Consider the following 19,472-nt stretch of genomic DNA (forward strand, 5'->3'; position numbering starts at 1 on the left):
GCTTTTGGAGCGTGTTCTGAACGAACGCGGCGCTGTTCAGGTGCTCTTGTCGTAGCTGCGCCAACAGCCAGGGCACACGGTGCCTATGCGCTCGAGCAGAATGTAGGCGTCGTCGGCTGCGAGTGGGACTCCGCAGCGTGCGCAGACGTCGCCGACATCCTCGCGCGGTGGCCCTCCGCGATAAGGGGGTCCTCCGGTGCGTGAGCCTTCCCGCGGCGAGGGGGGCGCCGACTCGGCCTCGCCGAGAACGGCACGGAGTTGCGCGGCGGCGTTCGCGTCGAGTGCCCCGTTTCTCGCCAGCTCGCCGAGCAGGTTGCGGAGCGCGCGCCGGAGTGTCCTTACCTCGTGTTCGAGCCGCGCGATCTCGTCCGGGTCGTAGCTGTTGCGGCTCATTCGAATGATGTTAGTCGCGTCACGGCACGACGTCTTCGAAACCGAGCCGGCGATGCCGCGCCTGATGGACCTCGCAGGAGGACGCTCGCGGCCTCCTCACGGAAGACTCGTGAAGAATGCCCACTCGGTCTTCACGCTCTCCTTCCAGGGAATGTGACCGAGGCCGGGAACGATGCAGAGCTCGACGGGCTTGTCGGATGGGCAGCGGTCGTAGGCTTGGCAGGGCGCCGGGCTGGTTGCGCTCGTCGTCGTGGCGCAGCCATCGCGGTCCGCCCAGTACTGGGCGTCGTAGACTCCACTCGACACGTCGACGCCGTACCCATGGCCGTCGTCGACGCCATGGAAGACGATCGCCGCGACGAGATTGCCTGTCGAGCAATCCGGCGAACCATTGTCCACGCCAGGGATGTACGGCGCTCCGCCCGCGTGACTGGCAATCGCGCGGAGGAGGCCCGTTCGGCACGCGATCTGATTCACCATGAAGCCACCCGCGCTGTAACCCACACCGAAAATGCGAGCGGCGTCGATGCGGTATTTCGTATTGAGCGTGTCGACGATGCTTTGCATGAAGTGCATGTCGGAATTGGTCGCGACGTCGAGCGAACGGTCCCAGTGCATGTCGATGCCGGACGGATAGGCAACGAACGCGTCGCTGCCAGAGACGTCGTCGACCGTGTGGAGCGCGCGCATTGTATGAGCCGTGCCGCCGTCGCCGTGAAGGACGAGCACGAGCGGATACTTCCGCGTGGGGTCGATGTCGGCGGGCGTCGCCAAGACGTATTCGCGTGTGACGCCGTCGATGACGATCGTCTCGTCCGTGACGGTGACCTTCGCCACGGGTGGCGTTACTTCGGTGTCGGCCCCCGTGCCGGCATCGTCCTCGTTTGGACCGCTCGGCGAGGGGCCGGCCTCCGGCACGTCGTTGCCGCTGGGCAGCGAGTCGCCGCCCGACGTCGATCCCTTGCAAGCTGCGATACCGGCCGCGAGCGCGACCACAACGGACCATGAGCCGAGTTTCATCGGCCGTTCATCCTAAGGACGCTCGGCTCACGCGCACGGTCTGACGATGATGGGAGGGCCAGGTACGAAGTTCGCGTCTTCGTCGATCTCGGTGAGACGCACCTGCGCGTCGCTCACGAGCGGCGACGCGACCGCGGCGAGTGCAGTCCGGCGGCGGCTCCGTAGTGTTCCATGACGCACGCGAGGACCCGCCGCGTCTCCGAACGCCGCTGACGCGCGTCCGCCGACTACTTCACGACGAGGGGCGGCGCGGCGTTGATCGGGCGGGCTCCGATGCCGCCGACGTAGCCGTAGCTTGCGTAGGCGCCGAGGCCCCAGACGTAGAGGCCGAAGGGGCCCTCACTCGTGGCTTCGTGGCGGCCGTATCCGCATTCGCCGCCGCCGACTTTTTGGGGCGCGAATCCCGACGTCAAGCGGACCCACGTGTATTCGTATTCGCCGCTCTTACCGAGGGGCTGCCAGCCGGAGATCTCTCCCCCGCAAGCGAGGGTGACGGGCTTGAAGCCGGTATTCGTCTTGCGGCGCACCAGCGTCAACGACGTCTCCGGGTACGTGTAGTCGGCGAAGAATACGTAGCGGTCGAGGAACTGATCCGACGGCGCGACGTTCACGAAGTCGGAATCGCCGAGCGTTTCGCCTCGGCCGGGCCGGCCTCCGGAATAGGTGGCGCTCGTCATGTAGACGGAGGCATGGAACGGGTGCTTCGCATCCTGGCTCGAGACCGTCACGATCGCGTCCGTCTCGAAGGTGAAGACCTGGCCGGCGGAGAGCGTCTCGGGGGCGCCGGGCGGTCTCACCGGATCGTACGAGAGCTGCGTGCCGTCGACCGCGCCGACGAAGCTCCACTGCACGCTTTCGCTCACCGCTCCGGTCACGCCTTCCAGGCGCGACAGATAGGGGACGAGCGCGTAGGACGAGCCCCACTGGCTGAAGGGCGCGATCTGCTGCTGGGTGTCGTCGCAATAATACCAACCCGATGGGATGAGCGTGCAGGGGGAGCCGCCGAACATGCCAACCGGCTTGTTCGTGACGATGCCGCTGCCGGAAACCGAGGAGAGCTGAGTGACCTGCAGAACTTCACCCTTGGCGAGCGACCATTCGACGACGTCGCCGGTCAGCGCCGGCGCCACGTCGTGGCCCGCTGCGATGTCCACGTTGGGGCGCATCGTGACCTTCGTGTCGTCTTCGTTCGCGACGATCTGGAGCGTTCGGCGATTGGCCGCGGTCGGAAACGCATTGCCGAACGACGCGGCGGTGACGGCGATGTAGCTCGTGTCCCACGTCGAGACCGGCAAGAGCAGCGTCGCTGTCGGGAAGGCACTCGGCGCGCCGCCGTAAGGAAATACGGAATAGGCCGCAATCGGCGCATCGGCGACGAGGTGAAAGGCCTTCGTCTTCGTCGTCCCATGGAGAATGGGATCGGCCATGAGCGCAGGCTTGATCCCCGCAGGGCATTGATATTCCACGGCGCCCGGCTTCTCGGCTTGCGACAAGAAGACGATGGCCACCTGGCCCGGTGCGAGCGCGGTCGTCAGCGGAGTGTAGACCGGCGCTGAGCTCGGATCCAAGCGCGCCACGGTATAGATGGATTTCGAAATATCGAGTGGGGCGCTCCCGTATTCAGCCGTCAGGTTGACGGGCACGTCCCAGGTGTTCGAGACCATCGCCGCGAAACAACCGCCGGCGCCCTGGTCGATTCGTGGCTCGTCCGCGGGGAGCATCCAGAAGGAGCAGCCCGTCGAGCCCTTGGAGAGCTCCGCGCTGGTGCAGGCGTCGACGCACTTGTCGACGCCGCAGCCTTGACCTGGCGGGCACTCGGCGATGACGCTTCCTTCGTCGCTGACGCAGGTGCTCAAGACCTTCTTCAGGTCACGCGAACATCGATATCCGCATCCTTGGGAAGCATCCGCAATCCCGCCGTCCGGGACGATCGGCGTTTGGTCGTCGTTCGTGAAGACGGTGCGATCGGAGCTGCAAGCGCTCAGCGAAATCGCGCCGAGGGTGACGCAAGAGAAGATCGAAGCAATGACGCGAGACATGGAACGACCTCTCAGAAAGCGACCTTCACGGGAGAGAAATGGTCCGCATCATCGCGGAGCCGCCCGAGCTCGCCCTTCTCGTTGCTACCCCAACACTCGACAGTGCCGTCTTGCACGAGTGCGCAGACGGCCCGGTCGGTCGTGGCGACCTGAACGGCGAAGTTCGTGAACGCGGATGCCTTGGTGAATCTTGCGGACGTGATGACCGATGCGCCCGTTCCGAGTCGTCCTCGGGTGTCGGTCCCGCAGCAGTGCACGCTGCCGTCCGTCATACGTGCACACGTGATCTCGTCACCCGCGGAGAGCTGCTGCGGCCACGCCTTCTCCGAGCTCGCGAAGGGCGCGTGCGTGGGTTCACGCTCCTCGCTGGGAACGCCCGTGCACAGCGCGCCGCCGTAGCTGCGACCCCAGCAATAGACTTCGCCGTCGGCGAGTGCGCAGGCATGAGCACGAGGTGGAGACCCGTAAACCAAGAGCCACACGCTTGCGACGAGGCTCGTAACCTTGTGGAGTGATTCGATGCGCTTCGGGCTCGTCAGTGGACTCACCGATCCGACGCGGCCGGCAATCGTGCCGTTGTCGCCGCCGATAGCGCCCCAGGTCCACACTTCACCCTCGTTGCTGAGGCCGAGGGTGTTGTTGTCGCCGATGGCCAATCCCGTGAACGTCAGCGAGCCGGTCTCGGCGGCGCCGGGGCCGTGATAGCGCCAAGGATCGGCAATCGGTTCATCGCCGGCGCGAAGCAGCTGTGCGTGCTCGTCTCTTCCCCAGCACCAGGTCTTTCCCGACGCGAGCATCGCGCAGGCGGAGCCCTGACCCACGTCCACGCGTGTCGCCGGCTCACTGAGGGCAACGGGCGACGGACTCGGGTGCGGGTCGTAGTCGACCTCGGCCGTCGTCGCATCGAGTCCGAGCTGGGCCGAGGTGTTGGCGCCCCAGCACGCAACCGTGCCGTCTTCGAGACGCGCGCAGGTTGTCGAGCCTGCAGCGCTCAGCTGGGTGACGTTCGTGAGATTCCCAATCACACGTACCGTCGAGCCCGCATCGTCGCCTCCGTCGGCGCCCGCATCGTCGGATTGGATTCCGACTCCGCCGCCACCGATTCCGATTCCTCCGCCCGGATCGGGATCGGGGTCGACCGTGCCAAGAACGCCGTAGTTGTTGGCGCCCCAGCAGCGCACGGTGCCGTCGTTCATGCGAGCGCAGAAGTGGTCGCTTCCAGCCACGATCTGCGTGACACAAGGGGAGGCGTCGCAGCTCACGGCCGCGGTCGTCGGATCGTAGGGACCGCGGACGTCCGGCTGAACGCCGGCGTCGGTCGGCGTTGCGGCTTCGGTCGGCGCCTGGCGATCGGCGACCGATCCATCGACGCTCTCGTCGAAGGCCCTCGGCGAGCTACCGTCGTCGCCGCACGCGACCACGAGGGCGCTCGACCCTGCGCCCATCACGGCGGTGGCCACGAGCAGGGCACGGGCAGTCGAGCGCGAGCGCGAACGCTCGAAGCGTGAAAGACGGCTCGAGCTCATTTCGCGCCTCCGGCCTTCACTTGGGTTGGGTCAAAACGAAGCGCCATGCCTTTTCCGCCAATCCAGATATCCGAAGCGCCATGAACCCAAATGGACTTGAAAGGATCGGTCACCGGCAGTCCCGTGACGCTGATCGCCATGGTGGCCCAGGCCGTTCCGTTCCAGTGGATGAGGCGGCCATAATCGCCCGCCGCCCAGACGTCGTTCGCCCCATTGCCGATCACCGTGTTGATCGCGGGCGACGGGGCCCGATCGTCGAGCACCCAGGTGAACGTGAACGTCTTGCCGCCGTCCGCGCTCGTTCCTCGCCACGAGGAGGCGCGCGTGGACCCGTCTCGCGGTTGGCCATAGATCGTCATCGTCGTGTCCGACGTGAAGATGGCTCCGGTGAGGAGCATTACTTTTTCCTGATCCATCTTGTCGGGATCGGGGTCGAACGGGAGTGTGTACTCCACGAATTCGCCAGCTCCGGATTTTCCGACGACGACGACATCGCTGATCCACGGCGTTTCTTCGATGGGGCGCCCGCCGCCGGCCCAGACGGCGCCAGACGCATTGCCCCACACGCGCGTGTAGGTGACGCCGTTCGACGAGATGGGGTCGAGGGTCCAGGCGGAGCCCGTACCCGCATCGTTGCCGCCTTCGCCGAGATGGAAGACGCGTCCGAAAGACTTCCTCGAATTCGGATCGCTCGTGGCTCCGACCGCCCAAATGTCGTGTGCGGTGGCGCCCCAGATGGAGTCGATGCGTACCGGTTCTCCCGGCAGCGCATCCTGCGCGAACGTCAACGACGCCGCATTCGCGCCGGTTCCGTGGGAGATGCCGTTGTCACCGCCGACCCAGACGTCGGTCGGACTGCTGCCCCAGATGGCATGAATGGCGCCGAGGTTCGATGCGTGTACGTTCCATGCGTTTCCGTCCCAGCGAAGGAGATCACCCTTCGTGGTTCCCGCCCAGACGACCCCTGCGCCGTCTCCCCAGAGCGCCTCGATGGTCTGATCCGCGCTGACGGGGGTATGGCAGAAGCCCTGGTCGGAGCACTTCTTCGGGCCGCCCCCGTCTCGCACGGGCGGTTCGGCGTCGTCGGCCGCGTCGTCCGAAGGGACCTGCGCGTCGCCGACGCTTCCATCGAGCACGGTGTTGCCGGTCGATGCGTCCTCTTCTGATCCTGTCGCGAGGTCCTCCGAGTTCGCACACGCAGCGGTGGCGATGCCCGCAAGGAGCCCGACCGAGAGAGCGAGCCCACCCGCACGTCGGAGCGAGAGCTTCACTTGGTACCTCCCAAGTGCTCCCCGAGATGAATCACGATGTCGTCGCCCACGATCCACACGTCTTTCGGTCCACTGCCCCAGATGCCATAGAGATTGGGCTTCTTCCTGTTGACCGGGAACGCTGCGATCGACGGTTTCCATGCCGCGCCGTCCCAATGAAAAATGGTTCCGTTGTCGCCGATCACCCAGACGTCGTTCGGCCCCGAGCCCCAAACGCCGTGGAGTGATTCGCTCGTGGGCGACTCCACGATTTCCCATTCGGTCGCCGTGCTCGCATTGGCGCCGAGGTGACGAATCGTCCCGTGGTCTCCGACTGTCCAGACGTCGTTCGGCGAGCTACCCCAGAGGCCGCGCAACACCACCGCCGCTCGGCTGTCCACGGGCGTCCAGACGAACGCGCCGTCTTTGCGAGTTCCGTGCATCGTCTGCCCCGCGAGCTTCTCGTAGGGGCGGCCGTCGGCGACGAGCCAGAGATCATCGGCTGACGAACCCCAGTATCCATGAATCGTCGAAAGTCCGCCTTCAGTCGTCCATTCGATATCGGCGCTCGACGGCTTCTTGAGGAATTGGTTGCTCAGCTGGTTGTCCTGGTCGTTGAAGGGGCCCCCTCCGAACCGGACGTCGTCGGCCGTCGTGCCCCAGGCGGCGTAGACCGGCACGTCGCTGTCGTTCATCGGGACGCTCGGAACGCGCACCCAGCTCGCCGTACCGTTCGCGAAGCCGTTGCTGTGGAAGATCACGTTGGTCGATGCCGCGAGCCATACGTCGTTCGGCCCGCTCCCCCACAGCGCGCGGAGCGTGTCCCTGATCGGGACGCTCGTGGTCGAGGGCACCGGCACCGCTGCCCACCGGTTACCATCCCAGTGCACGACACTGCCGCCGGAGCCCGACGCCCAGACGTCGTCTTTGCCCGAGCCCCAGACGGTGGTGAGCGCGTAAAAGTTGTTCACGCCGCTCTCGACGGGGCACCAATCGGCTTCGTCGCACGTGACGACTTCGGTGACGCACGTGGGATCGGTGTGGTCGCAACCGCCGTCGGTCGCGCTGGCGTCTCCCGCGCCTGAGTCTGCCCCGTCGTTCGTACCCGCCTCGATGATCGAGTTGGAATTCGGCGTTGAGTCGGCGCTGTCGGTCGATGCGCAGCTCGCGAAGGCCGACAGCATCGCCGGAATCACGAGGAGCCCAGTCGCGAGCGTCGTGATTGCATATCGTGAGGAGCTCAATTCGGTACCCCTCCGTCGCAAGCAACCGTGAGGCATTTGCCTTCGATGCACGGCTGGCCCGCCGTGACGTTGCACGAGTTTCCGCACGAGCCGCAATTCAGAGGATTCTTGTTCACGTTGGTCTCGCATCCGTCCGAGGGGTCGCCGTTGCAGTCACCGAAGCCGGGCTCGCACTCGTAGACGCACAGGCCCTTCTTGCACGACGAGATCTCGTTGAAGGTCGCGTCGTCGAAACCCGGTGGTCTGCAGCCCAAGCCGCACGTCCCGCAGTTGTCGCGATCGTTGAGGAGGTCGACGCAGGTGTTGCCGCAACGCGCTTTGCCGGCGCGCTCGCAGGGAACGGCGCATTCGTAGCCGGCCCCTTCGTCGACGCACTCCTCTGCGCCGGTGCACTTGTTCCCGCAGCGGCCGCAGTTCTCTCGCGTTCTCAGGCCGGCGGCCTCGCAACCATCACCGCCGCACGCCGGCGAGTCGAGATCCTGATTGCAGTCGACATATTGGGTGCCCTGTTCGACGGTGCACTTCTTCTTGCCGCATTCGCCGAAAGCGCAGCCGTACGTCGAATGCGGCTGGAGCGGACTGCACGCATCCTGCGGATCCTCACAGCGGATGCCGCATCCTCCGCAATTGTTGTCGTCCCAGCCGGAGTCGACGCACTTTCCATTGCACAAGGCGAGGCCCTGCGGGCAGCCGCATTTACCTCCGATACACGGGTTGCCGGGGGCGCACTCGTTTCCGCACTGACCACAATTCTTGAGGTCGTTGAAGCGATCGGCTTCGCATCCGTCTTCGATGCGTCCGTTGCAATCACTCCAGTCCTGAAACGATTTTGTGGCCTGAGAATAGTGCTTGTAACACTGAAGTTGGCAGGTGCCGCTGACACAGCTCCCGGTCATGTTGATCGGCACGTAATCGAGACATGCGTTGCCACACGTCCCGCAGTTCGCCTTGTCGTTCGAGAGATCCGTCCCGCACTTGTAGGTCGACGTCTCGGTGGAAGCGCATGTTCCCCAGGGCTCGTAGCACTCGGTGGCCATGCACTGGAGAGTGTGCGACCCACCTCCGCCGTCCGTCGTGGAAGCGCCGTCCGGGTCGGTGAAGCTCGGCGCCGGTGTCTCCGGCGCGCTCGCGAGGTCCACGCGCTCGCTCGACGAGCAGCTCGCAGCAGCGGCGCACAGGGCGAGCGCCGTCACGGCGATCGAGACGAGGTTCTTCATCGAGGCATGTCCTTTCGATCGCGCAGTCGGATGACGGCTTCGACGCGCCGTGCATAGGGAGATGCGGGGTGACTCTCGAGGAGTCGCTCGCCGCGCGCGGCGGCTTCGTCGATGCGCCCTTGGCGTGCCAAGGCTTCGACCTCGATGACACTCATCTCCACGAGAAAGCTTCCGCGCGGGAACTCACGGCGGTGCTCGGCAACGAGCGCGAGCGCTTCGTCTGCGCGTCCTCGTGCTGCTGCCGCCTGCGCGTGCTCCAGCAACTGGAGCTCGTCGGCCGTCTCGCGAGCGGGCGCAGGTTCGTGCGTGGCGGTCGTGGGCACGTTGCGAGCGGTGCGCGGCGGAAGAGGAGCGGGACGCACGGCACCCGGGTCGACCGTGACGGCCGGCGATGGGGCCGAGGCGAGGGCGTGGACGTCCACGCTCGGGGCCGACACGGCCGTCGGCTCAGCGACCGCGTTCGGGCCGGGCGACGGCGTTGCCTCGCCTGTCACCTGGATGGGCACCTGGATGGGCGCCTGGTTGGGCGCCGTGTCGACGGGGTGCACCACGGACGTACTTTTGGGAGCTCGGCTGTCGACGACGACGAGCGCGCTGAACGTGGTCAATCCGATGACGCTCACGATCGCCGCGAGAGGAACGTAGCGCCGGAACGCGAGACCCTTGGGGCGTGAAGGGCGAGGCGCGAGACCCGGGGGAACATCGAGCGCGCGTAGCACTCGCTCGGCCCCACCCGTGGGATCGGGCGGAACGTCCTCGGCGAGAGACGCGAGGAGCTCGCGCGCTCTCGGACTTCCGCTGTTAAGGAGACGCTCGGGCTGCTTCATCGACTGCTCTGCCTTTGGACGGCGCGCTCGAAGAATCGGCGCGCGCGGAAGATGCGGGAGCTCACCGTGCCCTCCGGGAGGTCGAGGGCGGCCGCGACCTCGGCCTTCGTGAGCTGTTCCATTTCGAAGAGAATGAAGACTTCGCGGTACTCGTCGGGCATCGCCTGGAGGATCTGCTGGAGGGCCTCGCGCGCCTCGCTTTGGACGGCTTGCTGTTCCGGGTTGGCGCGTGTGTCGACGGAACCGTCGAGCCCTTCGTCCCCGTCTTCGCGCCGACGGGCATAGCGTCGGCGAACGCGCTTCGAGACGAAGGAGCTCGCACGAAAGAGAAAGCCGGCTTCGGTTCCTCGACGAATGTCATCGAGGCGACGGCTGGTCTCGAGGAAAACCTCCTGGACCGCGTCGTCGACGTCCGAATACGGCACACCCAATCGGCGAAGCGATCGCCAGACGAAGGAGTACTTGTCTCGAACGAGTTCCGAGAGACGGGTGTTCCGGTCCAGTTCGAGCTCCGACGAGCGGGCTGCCGACGAGAGGTCGAACTGCAACGCCTGCGCAGGCATGTCGTGAGTCGCCGCTCGTTCCCGATTGGGTCCCGTTTTCGTCACCGGCCGGTCGTTTTTTTTACGGACCCACCGTCACGCCGAGCGAAAGGACGCCAAAGACGGGTGGAATCGATTGAACCGGCTCCTCCACACCGCGGACCCCGAATGCCCTGCGCTGCAGTGGCGCCGCAAGCTCGAGCATGAGTGAGAGTCCGAACGATCGGGAGAGAGCACGATCGACACGCGCGAAGCCACCGACGTCTCCCCAGAACGTCGAGTCTCCGGCAGCAGAAGGTAGGTTCCGCGCGCTGACGGCGAGCACACCGGCGTGCGCCACCGGTCCCGCGCTGAACCGAAAGCGACCGACGTCGAATGCAGGCCCGACATCGACGCGCGCCGCGGCCCACGTGAAGGTGAAGGCGCCATCGAGCACGGCCGCTTCGCGGTACGTGAGGAGGCCTCCAACGTGGAGAAGCCAGCGAAGACGCGGCTGCGCAGCGAGTACGACGCTCGCGTCGATGGCTCCGCCCGGCGCAAGCGCTGGCGCTACACCCGTCGCGACGATGCCGCGGAGGCCGACGCCGAAGCGGGGGGGCGAAGATCGTCGCTGGCTCGGGGCGGCCGGCGCCACGCTTTTCGGTCGGTCGACCGACGGCCGCGCCTGCTGGTCGCTCGCAGCGGTCGCGCTCTTCGGATCCTCCAGCGCGAGCGGAGTCGAGGCTTCGCCGTCGTCATGCGTGACAGTCGGCGGGGAGACGAGCGGCGCTTGCTCATCGTCGCTCGGAGTCACGGCGAGGGCGACGAAGACGACGAGCGCTCGGACGACTTCGTCACACGTGGCGGCCGAGACCTCGCGCACCGAGGACGAGGTGCTGGCCTCGAGCGCTCCGAGATACTGACCCCTCTCGGCGACGATTCGAACCTTGAAATTACGCTGATCGGCGAGGGCGACATGCCTATCGGCGAGCCGCTCGTGGACCGCCGACGCGAACGCTGCCTCGCTCGCGCACTCGGACGGCGCGGAGTAATCGAGATCGATGCCGGTGCTGCCCGCCCACGCGTTCGGCGTGCGGGCTGTCATGGCGGCCACTACAACGAACACGCGTGCGACGCCGATCGCCCGCGTCAGCCGCATTCCAAGATTATCGCATGGCGATCGGAAAGCGCGCTCATGCAATGCCGGTTGAGCATGGACGATATGCCCATGAGCTCAGGCACTCGCGCACGGTCGCGGTTCGAACGCTGGGGCTAGCCGTGCATCAGTTCGCGCAGGGACAGCAATAGAAGAGCCTGCCGGAGGGCGTCGGCATCGGGATGACCGTGCACCCGAGTGCGGGAGCCGGCGGCGGCGGATTCGAACCCGGCGAAGAGGCGCACGTCAGGGCGAAGTCGCTCGGGGCGCACAGCGCATGGCATTTTGCGACTTCGCCGTCCGGCGTCGTGATCGTTCCATCGGCGGCGTTGACGACCGAACCGCTCGGCACCTCGCAGCCTTGGAAGCCCGGCTTCGGCGTACAGGTACCGAGCACGGGCTCTGCCGACGCGGAAGGAAGACCCTTCGGCAAGTTGCACGCGGAGATCGGTTGCCTCTGTTCTTTGGCTGGCGCATCCGAATCGCTGCTCGAACACGCGACAGCCACCAGACTCGAGGCGACGACGACCGAAGTCGAGAGGCCGCGGAGGAGCTTCTGCTTGGTCTCAATCATCGTCGAACCTCTTCACGATCCCCCGGGGGGCTTTGTCGTCGCACCGCTCTTCGCCGTGCGGAGCGCATGACACAAGGCGCTCCGCGGCGAGTGGAAGAGCAAGTGGCGTTCCACCACAAAACCCCGATGGAATGTGGGACCCGGACGACGCGACGGGAGCTTCCGGCACCGCGTGGCGCGGGGGCGGGGCACGCTGCGGATGCCGCGCCGATCAGCCTGCCTTCTGGATCCTGTCCTGCGTCTTCGTGTCGAAATCGCTCGCGTCGTGCCGCTCGTGGAGTTGTTCGGAGGGATCGCCGAACGAGCGATTGACCATCCGGCCCCGCTTCACGGCGGGTCGCTGGGCGATCGCGTCGGTCCATCGCTGCACGTTCTTGTACTCCTGCACCGAGAGGAACTCGCCGGCGTCGTAGACGCGCCCTTGCGCGAGCGCGCCGTACCACGGCCACACGGCCATGTCGGCGATCGTGTATTCGCTTCCAGCGAGGTACTCGGTCTCCGCGAGGCGACGATCGAGAACGTCGAGCTGCCGCTTCGTCTCCATCGCGAACCGGTTGATGGCGTATTCGATCTTCATGGGGGCATACGCGTAGAAGTGACCGAATCCACCACCGAGGTACGGTGCGCTGCCCATTTGCCAGAAGAGCCACGACAGGCACTCCGTGCGCGCCGCGAGGTCCTTGGGCAAGAACGCGCCGAACTTCTCGGCGAGGTACAGCAGAATGGCGCCCGACTCGAAGACGCGAATCGGTGACGGGCCGCTGCGATCCAGGAGTGCCGGGATCTTCGAGTTCGGATTCACGCCCACGAAGCCGCTGCCGAACTGGTCTCCATCGCCAATCTTGATGAGCCACGCGTCGTACTCAGCGCCGGTGTGACCGAGCGCGAGCAGCTCCTCGAGCATGATCGTGACTTTGACGCCGTTCGGCGTCGCGAGCGAGTAGAGCTGGAGCGGATGGCGTCCGACCGGGAGTTCCTTTTCGTGCGTTGGTCCCGCCACGGGGCGATTGATGCTGGCGAAGGTCCCGCCGCTAGCCTTGTCCCAGGTCCAAACTTTCGGAGGCGTGTACGTGGGCTGGTCGCTCATGAAAGTGAAGCCTACTGCGGCGACCGCTTGCACGGACGGAGAATTTCGGGGCCCACGATGGGCGAGGGCCCCGAAATTCTCGGCCCTCGGCGCGAGTCTGTCGCGAGCTCCGTTTGATGGTTCAATCAGCGCAACCGAGTTGCGCTGTCGTCACGAACGCTGCGCTAGGCGAGCAAGCTCGGACTGGCCGCGTTTGGCCGTTTCATTCGACGGCGGCGCTCGATCGGTCGACCTCGTCCTTGCCGCCATTTCGCGCACGAGCCAGACGACGTCGGACGCGCGACGACGCGCATTTCTCCGGATGGTGGCGCGCTCTGGTAGCCTGGCAACGTCGATGTGGTGGCGCGTTGGTGTCGGATTGGCTCTTGCGTGCGCGATGATCGCGACGACGAGCGAAGCCTCCGCCGAGGATGCGCAGGCGTACGACGGCAAAGTCTTCCTCGATTGGTCGGAAGACGCCGAGGCCGCGCGGTGCATCGCGCGCGATCGGATCGTGAGCGAGGTCGAAGCGACCCTCGGTCGTCAGGTCTTTGCTCCGAAGGCGGCCGCCGATCGCGTGCTTCGCGTCGACGTCGGAGCAACGCCGCCGCCCGGGCGCTTCACGGCGCAGATGCTTCTCTTGTCGGCGACGGGGCTCTCGCTCGGCGCACGTGAGCTGTCGGTCGAATCGGAAGACTGCAAAGAGGTGTCGTCCGCGTTCACGCTCGCTCTCTCGATCATGGCTGACCTGCCACGCACCACCGAAGAGCAGGCCGCCGCGCGGAGCGGAACGCCGGTGTCACCGCCTCGACCCACCTGGCACGGCACGCTCGGCTTGGGAGCGCTCGGGGCCCTCGATTCGAACGGCGACCTGGCCCCGGGCGTGCAGCTTGGACTCGTCGTTCGCCCGCCGCGATTCCTTCCGTTCGGCGTCTTCGTCTCCGGCGTGCCTCGCTCGAGCTCGACGCCACGAGGGATGGGCTACACGCTCTTGAATACGACCGTTGCAGCGACGTTGTGCGCTCCCCCCGCGTCGTTCGGGCGTGCGGACCGGTTCGCGTGGTTGAGCTGCGCGGGACCCGACGTCACGCTCTACCTCGGCTGGGGCGCCGGCTTTACGGAGAGTCGCGCAGGGCTATCTTCCACGGTCGGTGGGACCCTCCAAACGTATCTCTCGTACTCCTTCGCCCACATGTGGCGCGCCTTTCTGGGCACCGGGGCCTCGGCCACTCCCCAGCGCGTCTCGCTCGCTTTCTCCGAGGGGCGAGACGAAGCAAAATCGGTCTATCGAACCCCGTTTTTGACGGCGTTTGTTTCAATCGGTGTGGCAGGAGACATTTTTTAGGAACCTGAAAGCGACGCTTCCATTACGTGGATGTGACGTCGCTCGCAGATTCCGCGGAGCTCGAGCTTCGTCGCCTGGAAGCGTTTCGACTCGAACGAGAGCGCCTCGAATGCGAGGGCGCGAGGTCCATTCCCATGACCCCGCGTGAGCTGTTCGAGACGTACGCGGCGTTCGTCTGGCGAACGCTCCGCTACCAATCGGTGGCCGAGCGCGATCTCGACGACGTCAGCCAGGAAGTCTTCGTCATCGTGTTCCGCAAGCTCCCGGAGTTCGAGCCCCACGGCTCGCTGCGCGCCTGGATCTACGGAATCTGCATTCGCGTGGCTCGCGATTACCGCAACCGCGCGCACAAGCGTCACGAAGTCCTCTACGACGACGTGAGCGAACACGCGGGAGGCGTCTCGAACGCCGAGATCGAGCGGCTCGCCGCACAGAAGCAACTGCACCAGATGCTGCAGCGGCTCGACGAAGAGAAGCGGGCCGTCCTCGTTCTGCACGAGCTCGAGGGCCTTCCGATGAACGAAGTGGCCGAGCTCGTCCAGTGCCCCGTGAAGACCGCGTACTCGAGACTCGCAGCTGCGAGAAAGCAAATGCTCACCATGCTCACCAAAGCGGAAGGCTCGCGATGAAGCCGTCCGATCCGGAACGCGCGCTCGAAGCGCTCTTTCGTGCGGGTCGAGGCGATCCGACGACCACCGATCTCGCGCGTCTCGAGAGTCGCCTGTCCCCCTATCTGGTCGCGCCGCCCGCACGCAAATCGAGTGGCATCGGCAGTACAGCGCTCAAATCGATCATCCTGCTCGTCGGCTTCAGCGTGTTCTCGCCGTCTCAGGTCTACGAGGGGCCCGCGCTCCCGACGATGGTGGCGGCTTCCGCGGTGACTGCGCCCGACGTGCCGTCCGCTGGCGATCGTCTTCGTGAAGCACCGGTGCCCAGCACCGAGGCGTCAATCTCGGTGACGGACCTGCCGAACGCGCGAGCCGTGCCCACGCTCAAAGCGACGACGGCACCTGCCAAGGCGAGCGAGATCGGGAGCTTCGGAGGGGGCGTCGTGGGGACGCCCGATACCTCGCGCGCGGCAAACGCGCTTAGCGAGGGCGCCGGTGCGCCTCAGGCGCCCGAGGAGTCCGAAGCGAGCTTTCTGCGCCGCGCCCAGACCACGCTCAACGCCGACCCCGCGAGTGCCCTCGCGATGCTTCGCGAACATCCCACGCGCTTCCCGCGCGGCATTCTCGTCCAGGAGCGCGACGTCATGATCATCGATTCGCTCGTGCGCCTGGGGCGCATGGATGAAGCGCGCGCGCGCGCCAGGACCTTCACCGCCACGTATCCGAGCTCGGCCCACGCGAGTCGTATCAACAGCATCGTGAGCAACGTGAGCAACGTGAGCAACGCGAAAGAGAGAACCCCGTGAGACGAGCAGCCGTCGACCGCGCGTCGCGCCTTGCACTTCCTCTAGTGGCGAGCGCCATCGTCCTCCTCGCGGGGCTCCCGAGCTGTGCGAAGGCGATCGACATCGGTCATCAAGACGACGACGCAGGGCTTGCCATCGAAGCTGGGCCCGTGTTCGTGGCGCCGTCGGACGGTGCCGCGAGCGACGCACCGGACCTCGACGCCGGTGACGACGTGCTCATGTGCGCGGCGACCGATTGCCCAGCGGGGTGGATGACGTGTCTCGGATCCGACGGCACGATCCCGGCCTACAAGTGCGCGACCAAGGTCACGTCCGACCCGTACAACTGCGGTGGTTGCGGCGTGCAGTGCAGCCGCGGCGCGTCCGCCTTCCACATGATGCCGGTGTGCGTCGACGGCGAGTGCGCCGTCACGTGCTCCTTGGGCTCCGCCGACTGCAACGGGATCCCCGACGACGGGTGCGAATCCGATCCACGAACGGATCCGAACAACTGCGGTGGGTGCGGGAACAAGTGTCCCGCCGGCGTGGAGTGCCTCGACGGACGGTGCGGCTGCCCCGACGGCTACACGAACTGCGGTGGCAGCTGCGTCGATCTCTCGTCCGACGACTCCAACTGCGGTCAGTGTCAACTCGATTGCAAGTCGAACCAGCCTGCGGACGCCGAGGCGCCTCCTCCGCACATGTACTACGGCTGCAAGGCCGGCCAGTGTCAGGACCTTCGCTGCTTCCAAGACACCGGACAAATGTGGACGGACTGCAACAACAGCATTCGTCCCGACGGCTGCGAGGTGAACGTTGCGCAGCCTGATCTGAAGAACTGCGGCGCCTGCGGAAACGAATGCGCGCAGGGCGAGAAGTGCTTCTCGCTCTCGGCGACCGGCTTGGCTTGCCAGTGCCGCAACGGCACGACGTACTGTCCGGGGGTCTTGTTCGTGAGCACGGAGACGTGCGCCGACCTCGACAACGATCCGAACAACTGCGGCTCGTGCGGGTACAAGTGCCCCGGCATACTCAACGGTTCCCCGGCTTGCTCGCACGGTCGCTGCACCGTCAAATGCAACGAGGGCATGGCCGATTGTGATGGCCGGGCCGACAACGGATGCGAGGCTTCGCTGAAGTTCGATGCGCGCAACTGCGGTTCGTGCGGGAACCTCTGCGACGTCGGTTCGGGCCAGCCGTGCGTCGACGGCATTTGCCCCATGCAGGCGTGCGACGCCGGGGTGACGAAATGAACGGGCGAATTTTCGTAGTGCTTGGCGGCTTGTCGACGGCGTGCGCGCTGAACGCGCTCGCGGCGTGCGCCAACAACGATGCCGGCGCGAGCGATACAGCCCCGGCGGATGTCCACACCGTTCCCGTCCCGACGCCGGACGCCGGAGCCGACGTTGCGATCGCGGACGCGTCGCCGTGCGCGGATTCGAGCTCCGACGCGTGCGTGACGACGCTCGATTGCGCGACGGTGGACTTCTGCTCGTCGCCATTCCCGGCGGCCCGCGTGATCTCGCTGAACTCGATCTGGGGAAGCGCCGCCGACGACGTCTGGGCGGTCGGCACCCACGGCGCGATCTTCCACAGCGATGGCGGCCCGTTCGTTGCCCTCGCGTCCGGCACGAGTGACGTCTACTTCTCCGTGTGGGGCACCGGGCGCGAGGACGTCTGGACCGTGAATGCCAAGGTGCCGCTGCACTCCACCGGCTTCCAGAACGGTAGCGCCACCTTCACGCCACAGCCTGGTTCGAGCTGGGTGGCGAGCGGCGCCTCGTCCGGACGCATCTGGGGAGGTGTCAGCACGTCGGCGTCGAACGTCTGGCTCGTCGGCGACCCCTCGTCGCGATTCGGAGCGTCCAGCAGTTTCTGGCGACTCGGAGCGGACGCCGATGGCGGCGCCGCGTGGAAGGCCGGCAACATCTGTCCTCCGGATCAGTTCTACTGCAGTGGCTCAGCGCGAAGCCTGTGGGGAACCGACGAGGCAAACGTGTGGGCCGTGGGCAACGCTGGCTACGGCTATCGCGTCGACGACGCGGCGGCAGGGCACTGGAAACAACTCGATACCAAGACGTCCGCGGACTTGCGCGGCGTTTGGGGGAGCAGTCCGAACGACGTGTGGGCCGTCGGCTCACGAGGGACGATCATCCACTCGACAGGCAACGACGTTTGGAAGGTCGTCGAATCGCCAACGTCACGAACACTGCGCGCGATCTGGGGAAGCGGGCCGAGCGACGTGTGGGCCGTCGGCGATGCCGGCACGGTCGTGCACTACGATGGCCAGAGCTGGGCGGCCGGAACGATCGGCCTCACGCCGAGCGACGCTCCGAGCGACCTCCTGGGCATCTGGGGTAGCGGTCCCGACGACGTGTGGATCGTTGGTGACGGCTTGATTCTGCATCGCACGGCGATGAGCCGGAGGCATTCATGAAGCGCAGGACAGGGGCTCTCCTTCTCGTTGCCTCGGCGCTCGTCGCGTCGGCTCTTGGCGTTGGCTGTGCGAGCTCGGACACCAACGCTTCGAACCCCACGCCGGGCACGGACGACAGCGACGCTTCCGGGGGCGACGCGACGCGGGACGCGCTCGCTGCCGAGGATTCCGCCGCGGACGCAGGCTCGGACGCCGACGCCGATGTGGAAGTGCCAACCTGCAGCTCCGAAGGCTGGTGTTACACGACGCTTCCCGCCAAAGGCTCGTTCGACGCCAGCGCCGCGCCCCAGAACTGGGGCAACACGGTCTTCCAGATGAGCGCTGTTTGGATTGCTCCCGATGGTCAGGTCATCGCCGTGACGCAAGGCGGTCACGTGCTTCGCTGGGACCACGCAGCGTGGAGCGTCGTGGCCGTGACGAGCTCCGCACTCCGAGCCGTCTGGGGCACGAGCGCGACGGACTTCTACGTCGGCGGTGACGGTGGGCTACTGCACGCGACGGCGGCAGGAGCGGAGTTGACGCTCACGCCGATGACCCTCGACGGTTGGGGGGGAGTGAAGACGATCTTCGGCACATCGGCAACCGACGTTTGGGTAGGCACGTCCGACGGCATTCATCACCTCGAGGCAGCCGGGGCACCGGACCCGTCGCCTGCCTTCGTGAGAATGCAGATTCCGAATCAATTCCCCGACGGCTCCCAATTCCAGCTTCAGGCGGCCTGGGGGCGGGGGAGCGACGTCTGGATCGCGGGTATGGACCAGACCTGGTGTGATCCGGCGGATTGCCAGTCGTTCAACGAAATGAGCTTCCGCAAGTGGAAGGGTGGAAATGACGGTGAGACGTCGTGGGACCGTTTCGGATTGAGGATTCCGTACGGTAGCGTCTCACGCGGCATGTCGACGCCCGACGGCGTGCAGATCGTCGTCGCCCAGATCGTCAACGCCCCGGGCCTCGTTCTCCGGATCTCCGACGACGAAACGAAGATCGTGCCAGGGATCAGCGGAATACAGCACGAGGGCGCCTATGCCTGGTCGGCGGACGCGGTGCCGAATTTCAACGTCATCGATGGCCTGTGGGCGGGCGGGCGCAACGATCTCTGGCTCGCCGGAGAGGCTGGGATTCGTCACTTCGATGGAGCCAATTGGCAGATCGCTCGCCTCGCGCTCGTGCCCGGTAAACCGCTTTTGCAATCGCTTCATGCCATTCAGGGAATCGTTGGAACGACCGACTTCTGGGCAGTCGGCGACGACGTTGCTCTGCACCGGACGGTGACGCCATGAGAACGTTCCTTTCGGCGGCCGTTGCCAGCGGGCTGCTCGCGACCAGCTTCTTGATGGCCTGCGGCGACGACACGAGCGGCACGTCCGCCTGGGAGTCCGACGCCTCGGCGGAGGCCGACACGGGGCAGCGCCGAGCTCCGATGGCGGTGCCGATGACGCGTCTCGCGAGAGCGACTCGTCGGTC

Annotated in this window: 18 protein-coding genes; 6 read left to right on the forward strand and 12 right to left on the reverse strand. The window is 66.1% G+C overall.

What is annotated here, in order from left to right:
- Window positions 1-36: 36 nt before the first annotated feature.
- The 12 genes from AKJ09_RS35395 to yghU form a co-directional block, all read right to left on the reverse strand.
- The gene (locus AKJ09_RS35395) at window positions 37-393 is read right to left on the reverse strand and encodes an ABATE domain-containing protein (RefSeq protein ID WP_146652263.1); all 357 of its coding nucleotides are present in this window, start codon (window positions 391-393) and stop codon (window positions 37-39) included.
- 96 nt (window positions 394-489) lie between these two features.
- The gene (locus AKJ09_RS35400) at window positions 490-1,413 is read right to left on the reverse strand and encodes a CE1 family esterase (RefSeq protein ID WP_146652264.1); all 924 of its coding nucleotides are present in this window, start codon (window positions 1,411-1,413) and stop codon (window positions 490-492) included.
- A gap of 227 nt (window positions 1,414-1,640) precedes the next feature.
- Window positions 1,641-3,452, reverse strand: coding sequence for an IgGFc-binding protein (locus AKJ09_RS35405; protein WP_146652265.1), 1,812 nt, complete (start codon window positions 3,450-3,452; stop codon window positions 1,641-1,643).
- Between the two features lie 11 nt (window positions 3,453-3,463).
- Entirely contained in the window at window positions 3,464-4,978 is a 1,515-nt protein-coding gene (locus tag AKJ09_RS35410) for an RCC1 domain-containing protein (protein WP_146652266.1), read from the reverse strand.
- Window positions 4,975-6,249: a ligand-binding sensor domain-containing protein gene (locus AKJ09_RS35415; protein ID WP_146652267.1), complete on the reverse strand. Its 1,275-nt coding sequence runs from the start codon at window positions 6,247-6,249 to the stop codon at window positions 4,975-4,977. Before AKJ09_RS35415 ends, AKJ09_RS35410 begins: the two co-directional genes overlap by 4 nt.
- Window positions 6,246-7,472 carry a beta propeller repeat protein gene (locus AKJ09_RS35420; protein ID WP_146652268.1) on the reverse strand — a complete coding sequence of 409 codons (1,227 nt, stop codon included), beginning with the start codon at window positions 7,470-7,472 and terminating at the stop codon, window positions 6,246-6,248. Before AKJ09_RS35420 ends, AKJ09_RS35415 begins: the two co-directional genes overlap by 4 nt.
- Window positions 7,469-8,689 carry a hypothetical protein gene (locus AKJ09_RS35425; RefSeq protein ID WP_146652269.1) on the reverse strand — a complete coding sequence of 407 codons (1,221 nt, stop codon included), beginning with the start codon at window positions 8,687-8,689 and terminating at the stop codon, window positions 7,469-7,471. Before AKJ09_RS35425 ends, AKJ09_RS35420 begins: the two co-directional genes overlap by 4 nt.
- Window positions 8,686-9,516, reverse strand: coding sequence for a hypothetical protein (locus AKJ09_RS35430; protein ID WP_146652270.1), 831 nt, complete (start codon window positions 9,514-9,516; stop codon window positions 8,686-8,688). Before AKJ09_RS35430 ends, AKJ09_RS35425 begins: the two co-directional genes overlap by 4 nt.
- Window positions 9,513-10,079, reverse strand: coding sequence for an RNA polymerase sigma factor (locus AKJ09_RS35435; protein ID WP_146652271.1), 567 nt, complete (start codon window positions 10,077-10,079; stop codon window positions 9,513-9,515). The genes AKJ09_RS35430 and AKJ09_RS35435 overlap by 4 nt, the downstream gene beginning before the upstream one ends.
- Before the next feature lie 61 nt (window positions 10,080-10,140).
- Window positions 10,141-11,142: a hypothetical protein gene (locus AKJ09_RS35440; RefSeq protein WP_146652272.1), complete on the reverse strand. Its 1,002-nt coding sequence runs from the start codon at window positions 11,140-11,142 to the stop codon at window positions 10,141-10,143.
- 178 nt (window positions 11,143-11,320) lie between these two features.
- On the reverse strand, window positions 11,321-11,767 hold the full coding sequence (locus AKJ09_RS35445; protein ID WP_146652273.1) for a hypothetical protein: 447 nt from the start codon (window positions 11,765-11,767) through the stop codon (window positions 11,321-11,323).
- Between the two features lie 211 nt (window positions 11,768-11,978).
- The gene (yghU, locus tag AKJ09_RS35450; protein ID WP_146652274.1) at window positions 11,979-12,854 is read right to left on the reverse strand and encodes a glutathione-dependent disulfide-bond oxidoreductase; all 876 of its coding nucleotides are present in this window, start codon (window positions 12,852-12,854) and stop codon (window positions 11,979-11,981) included.
- A 334-nt stretch (window positions 12,855-13,188) separates the two neighbouring features.
- Between yghU and AKJ09_RS35455 the strand changes: the two genes are divergently transcribed.
- The 6 genes from AKJ09_RS35455 (at window position 13,189) to AKJ09_RS35480 (ending at window position 19,288) form a co-directional block, all read left to right on the forward strand.
- Complete coding sequence (locus AKJ09_RS35455; protein ID WP_146652275.1) at window positions 13,189-14,178, forward strand: hypothetical protein; 990 nt, start codon at window positions 13,189-13,191, stop codon at window positions 14,176-14,178.
- A gap of 134 nt (window positions 14,179-14,312) precedes the next feature.
- Window positions 14,313-14,807: an RNA polymerase sigma factor gene (locus AKJ09_RS35460; protein WP_146652276.1), complete on the forward strand. Its 495-nt coding sequence runs from the start codon at window positions 14,313-14,315 to the stop codon at window positions 14,805-14,807.
- Window positions 14,804-15,592, forward strand: a complete 789-nt coding sequence (locus tag AKJ09_RS35465; protein ID WP_146652277.1) for an outer membrane protein assembly factor BamD — start codon at window positions 14,804-14,806, stop codon at window positions 15,590-15,592. The genes AKJ09_RS35460 and AKJ09_RS35465 overlap by 4 nt, the downstream gene beginning before the upstream one ends.
- The gene (locus tag AKJ09_RS53525; RefSeq protein ID WP_169928126.1) at window positions 15,589-16,824 is read left to right on the forward strand and encodes a hypothetical protein; all 1,236 of its coding nucleotides are present in this window, start codon (window positions 15,589-15,591) and stop codon (window positions 16,822-16,824) included. Before AKJ09_RS35465 ends, AKJ09_RS53525 begins: the two co-directional genes overlap by 4 nt.
- Complete coding sequence (locus AKJ09_RS35470) at window positions 16,821-18,008, forward strand: sialidase family protein (RefSeq protein WP_146652278.1); 1,188 nt, start codon at window positions 16,821-16,823, stop codon at window positions 18,006-18,008. Before AKJ09_RS53525 ends, AKJ09_RS35470 begins: the two co-directional genes overlap by 4 nt.
- Complete coding sequence (locus tag AKJ09_RS35480) at window positions 18,005-19,288, forward strand: hypothetical protein (protein WP_169928127.1); 1,284 nt, start codon at window positions 18,005-18,007, stop codon at window positions 19,286-19,288. Before AKJ09_RS35470 ends, AKJ09_RS35480 begins: the two co-directional genes overlap by 4 nt.
- Window positions 19,289-19,472 lie beyond the last annotated feature (184 nt).

Origin of the sequence: Labilithrix luteola (assembly GCF_001263205.1) — a bacterium.
GTDB classification, from domain to species: Bacteria; Myxococcota_A; Polyangia; order Polyangiales; family Polyangiaceae; genus Labilithrix; species Labilithrix luteola.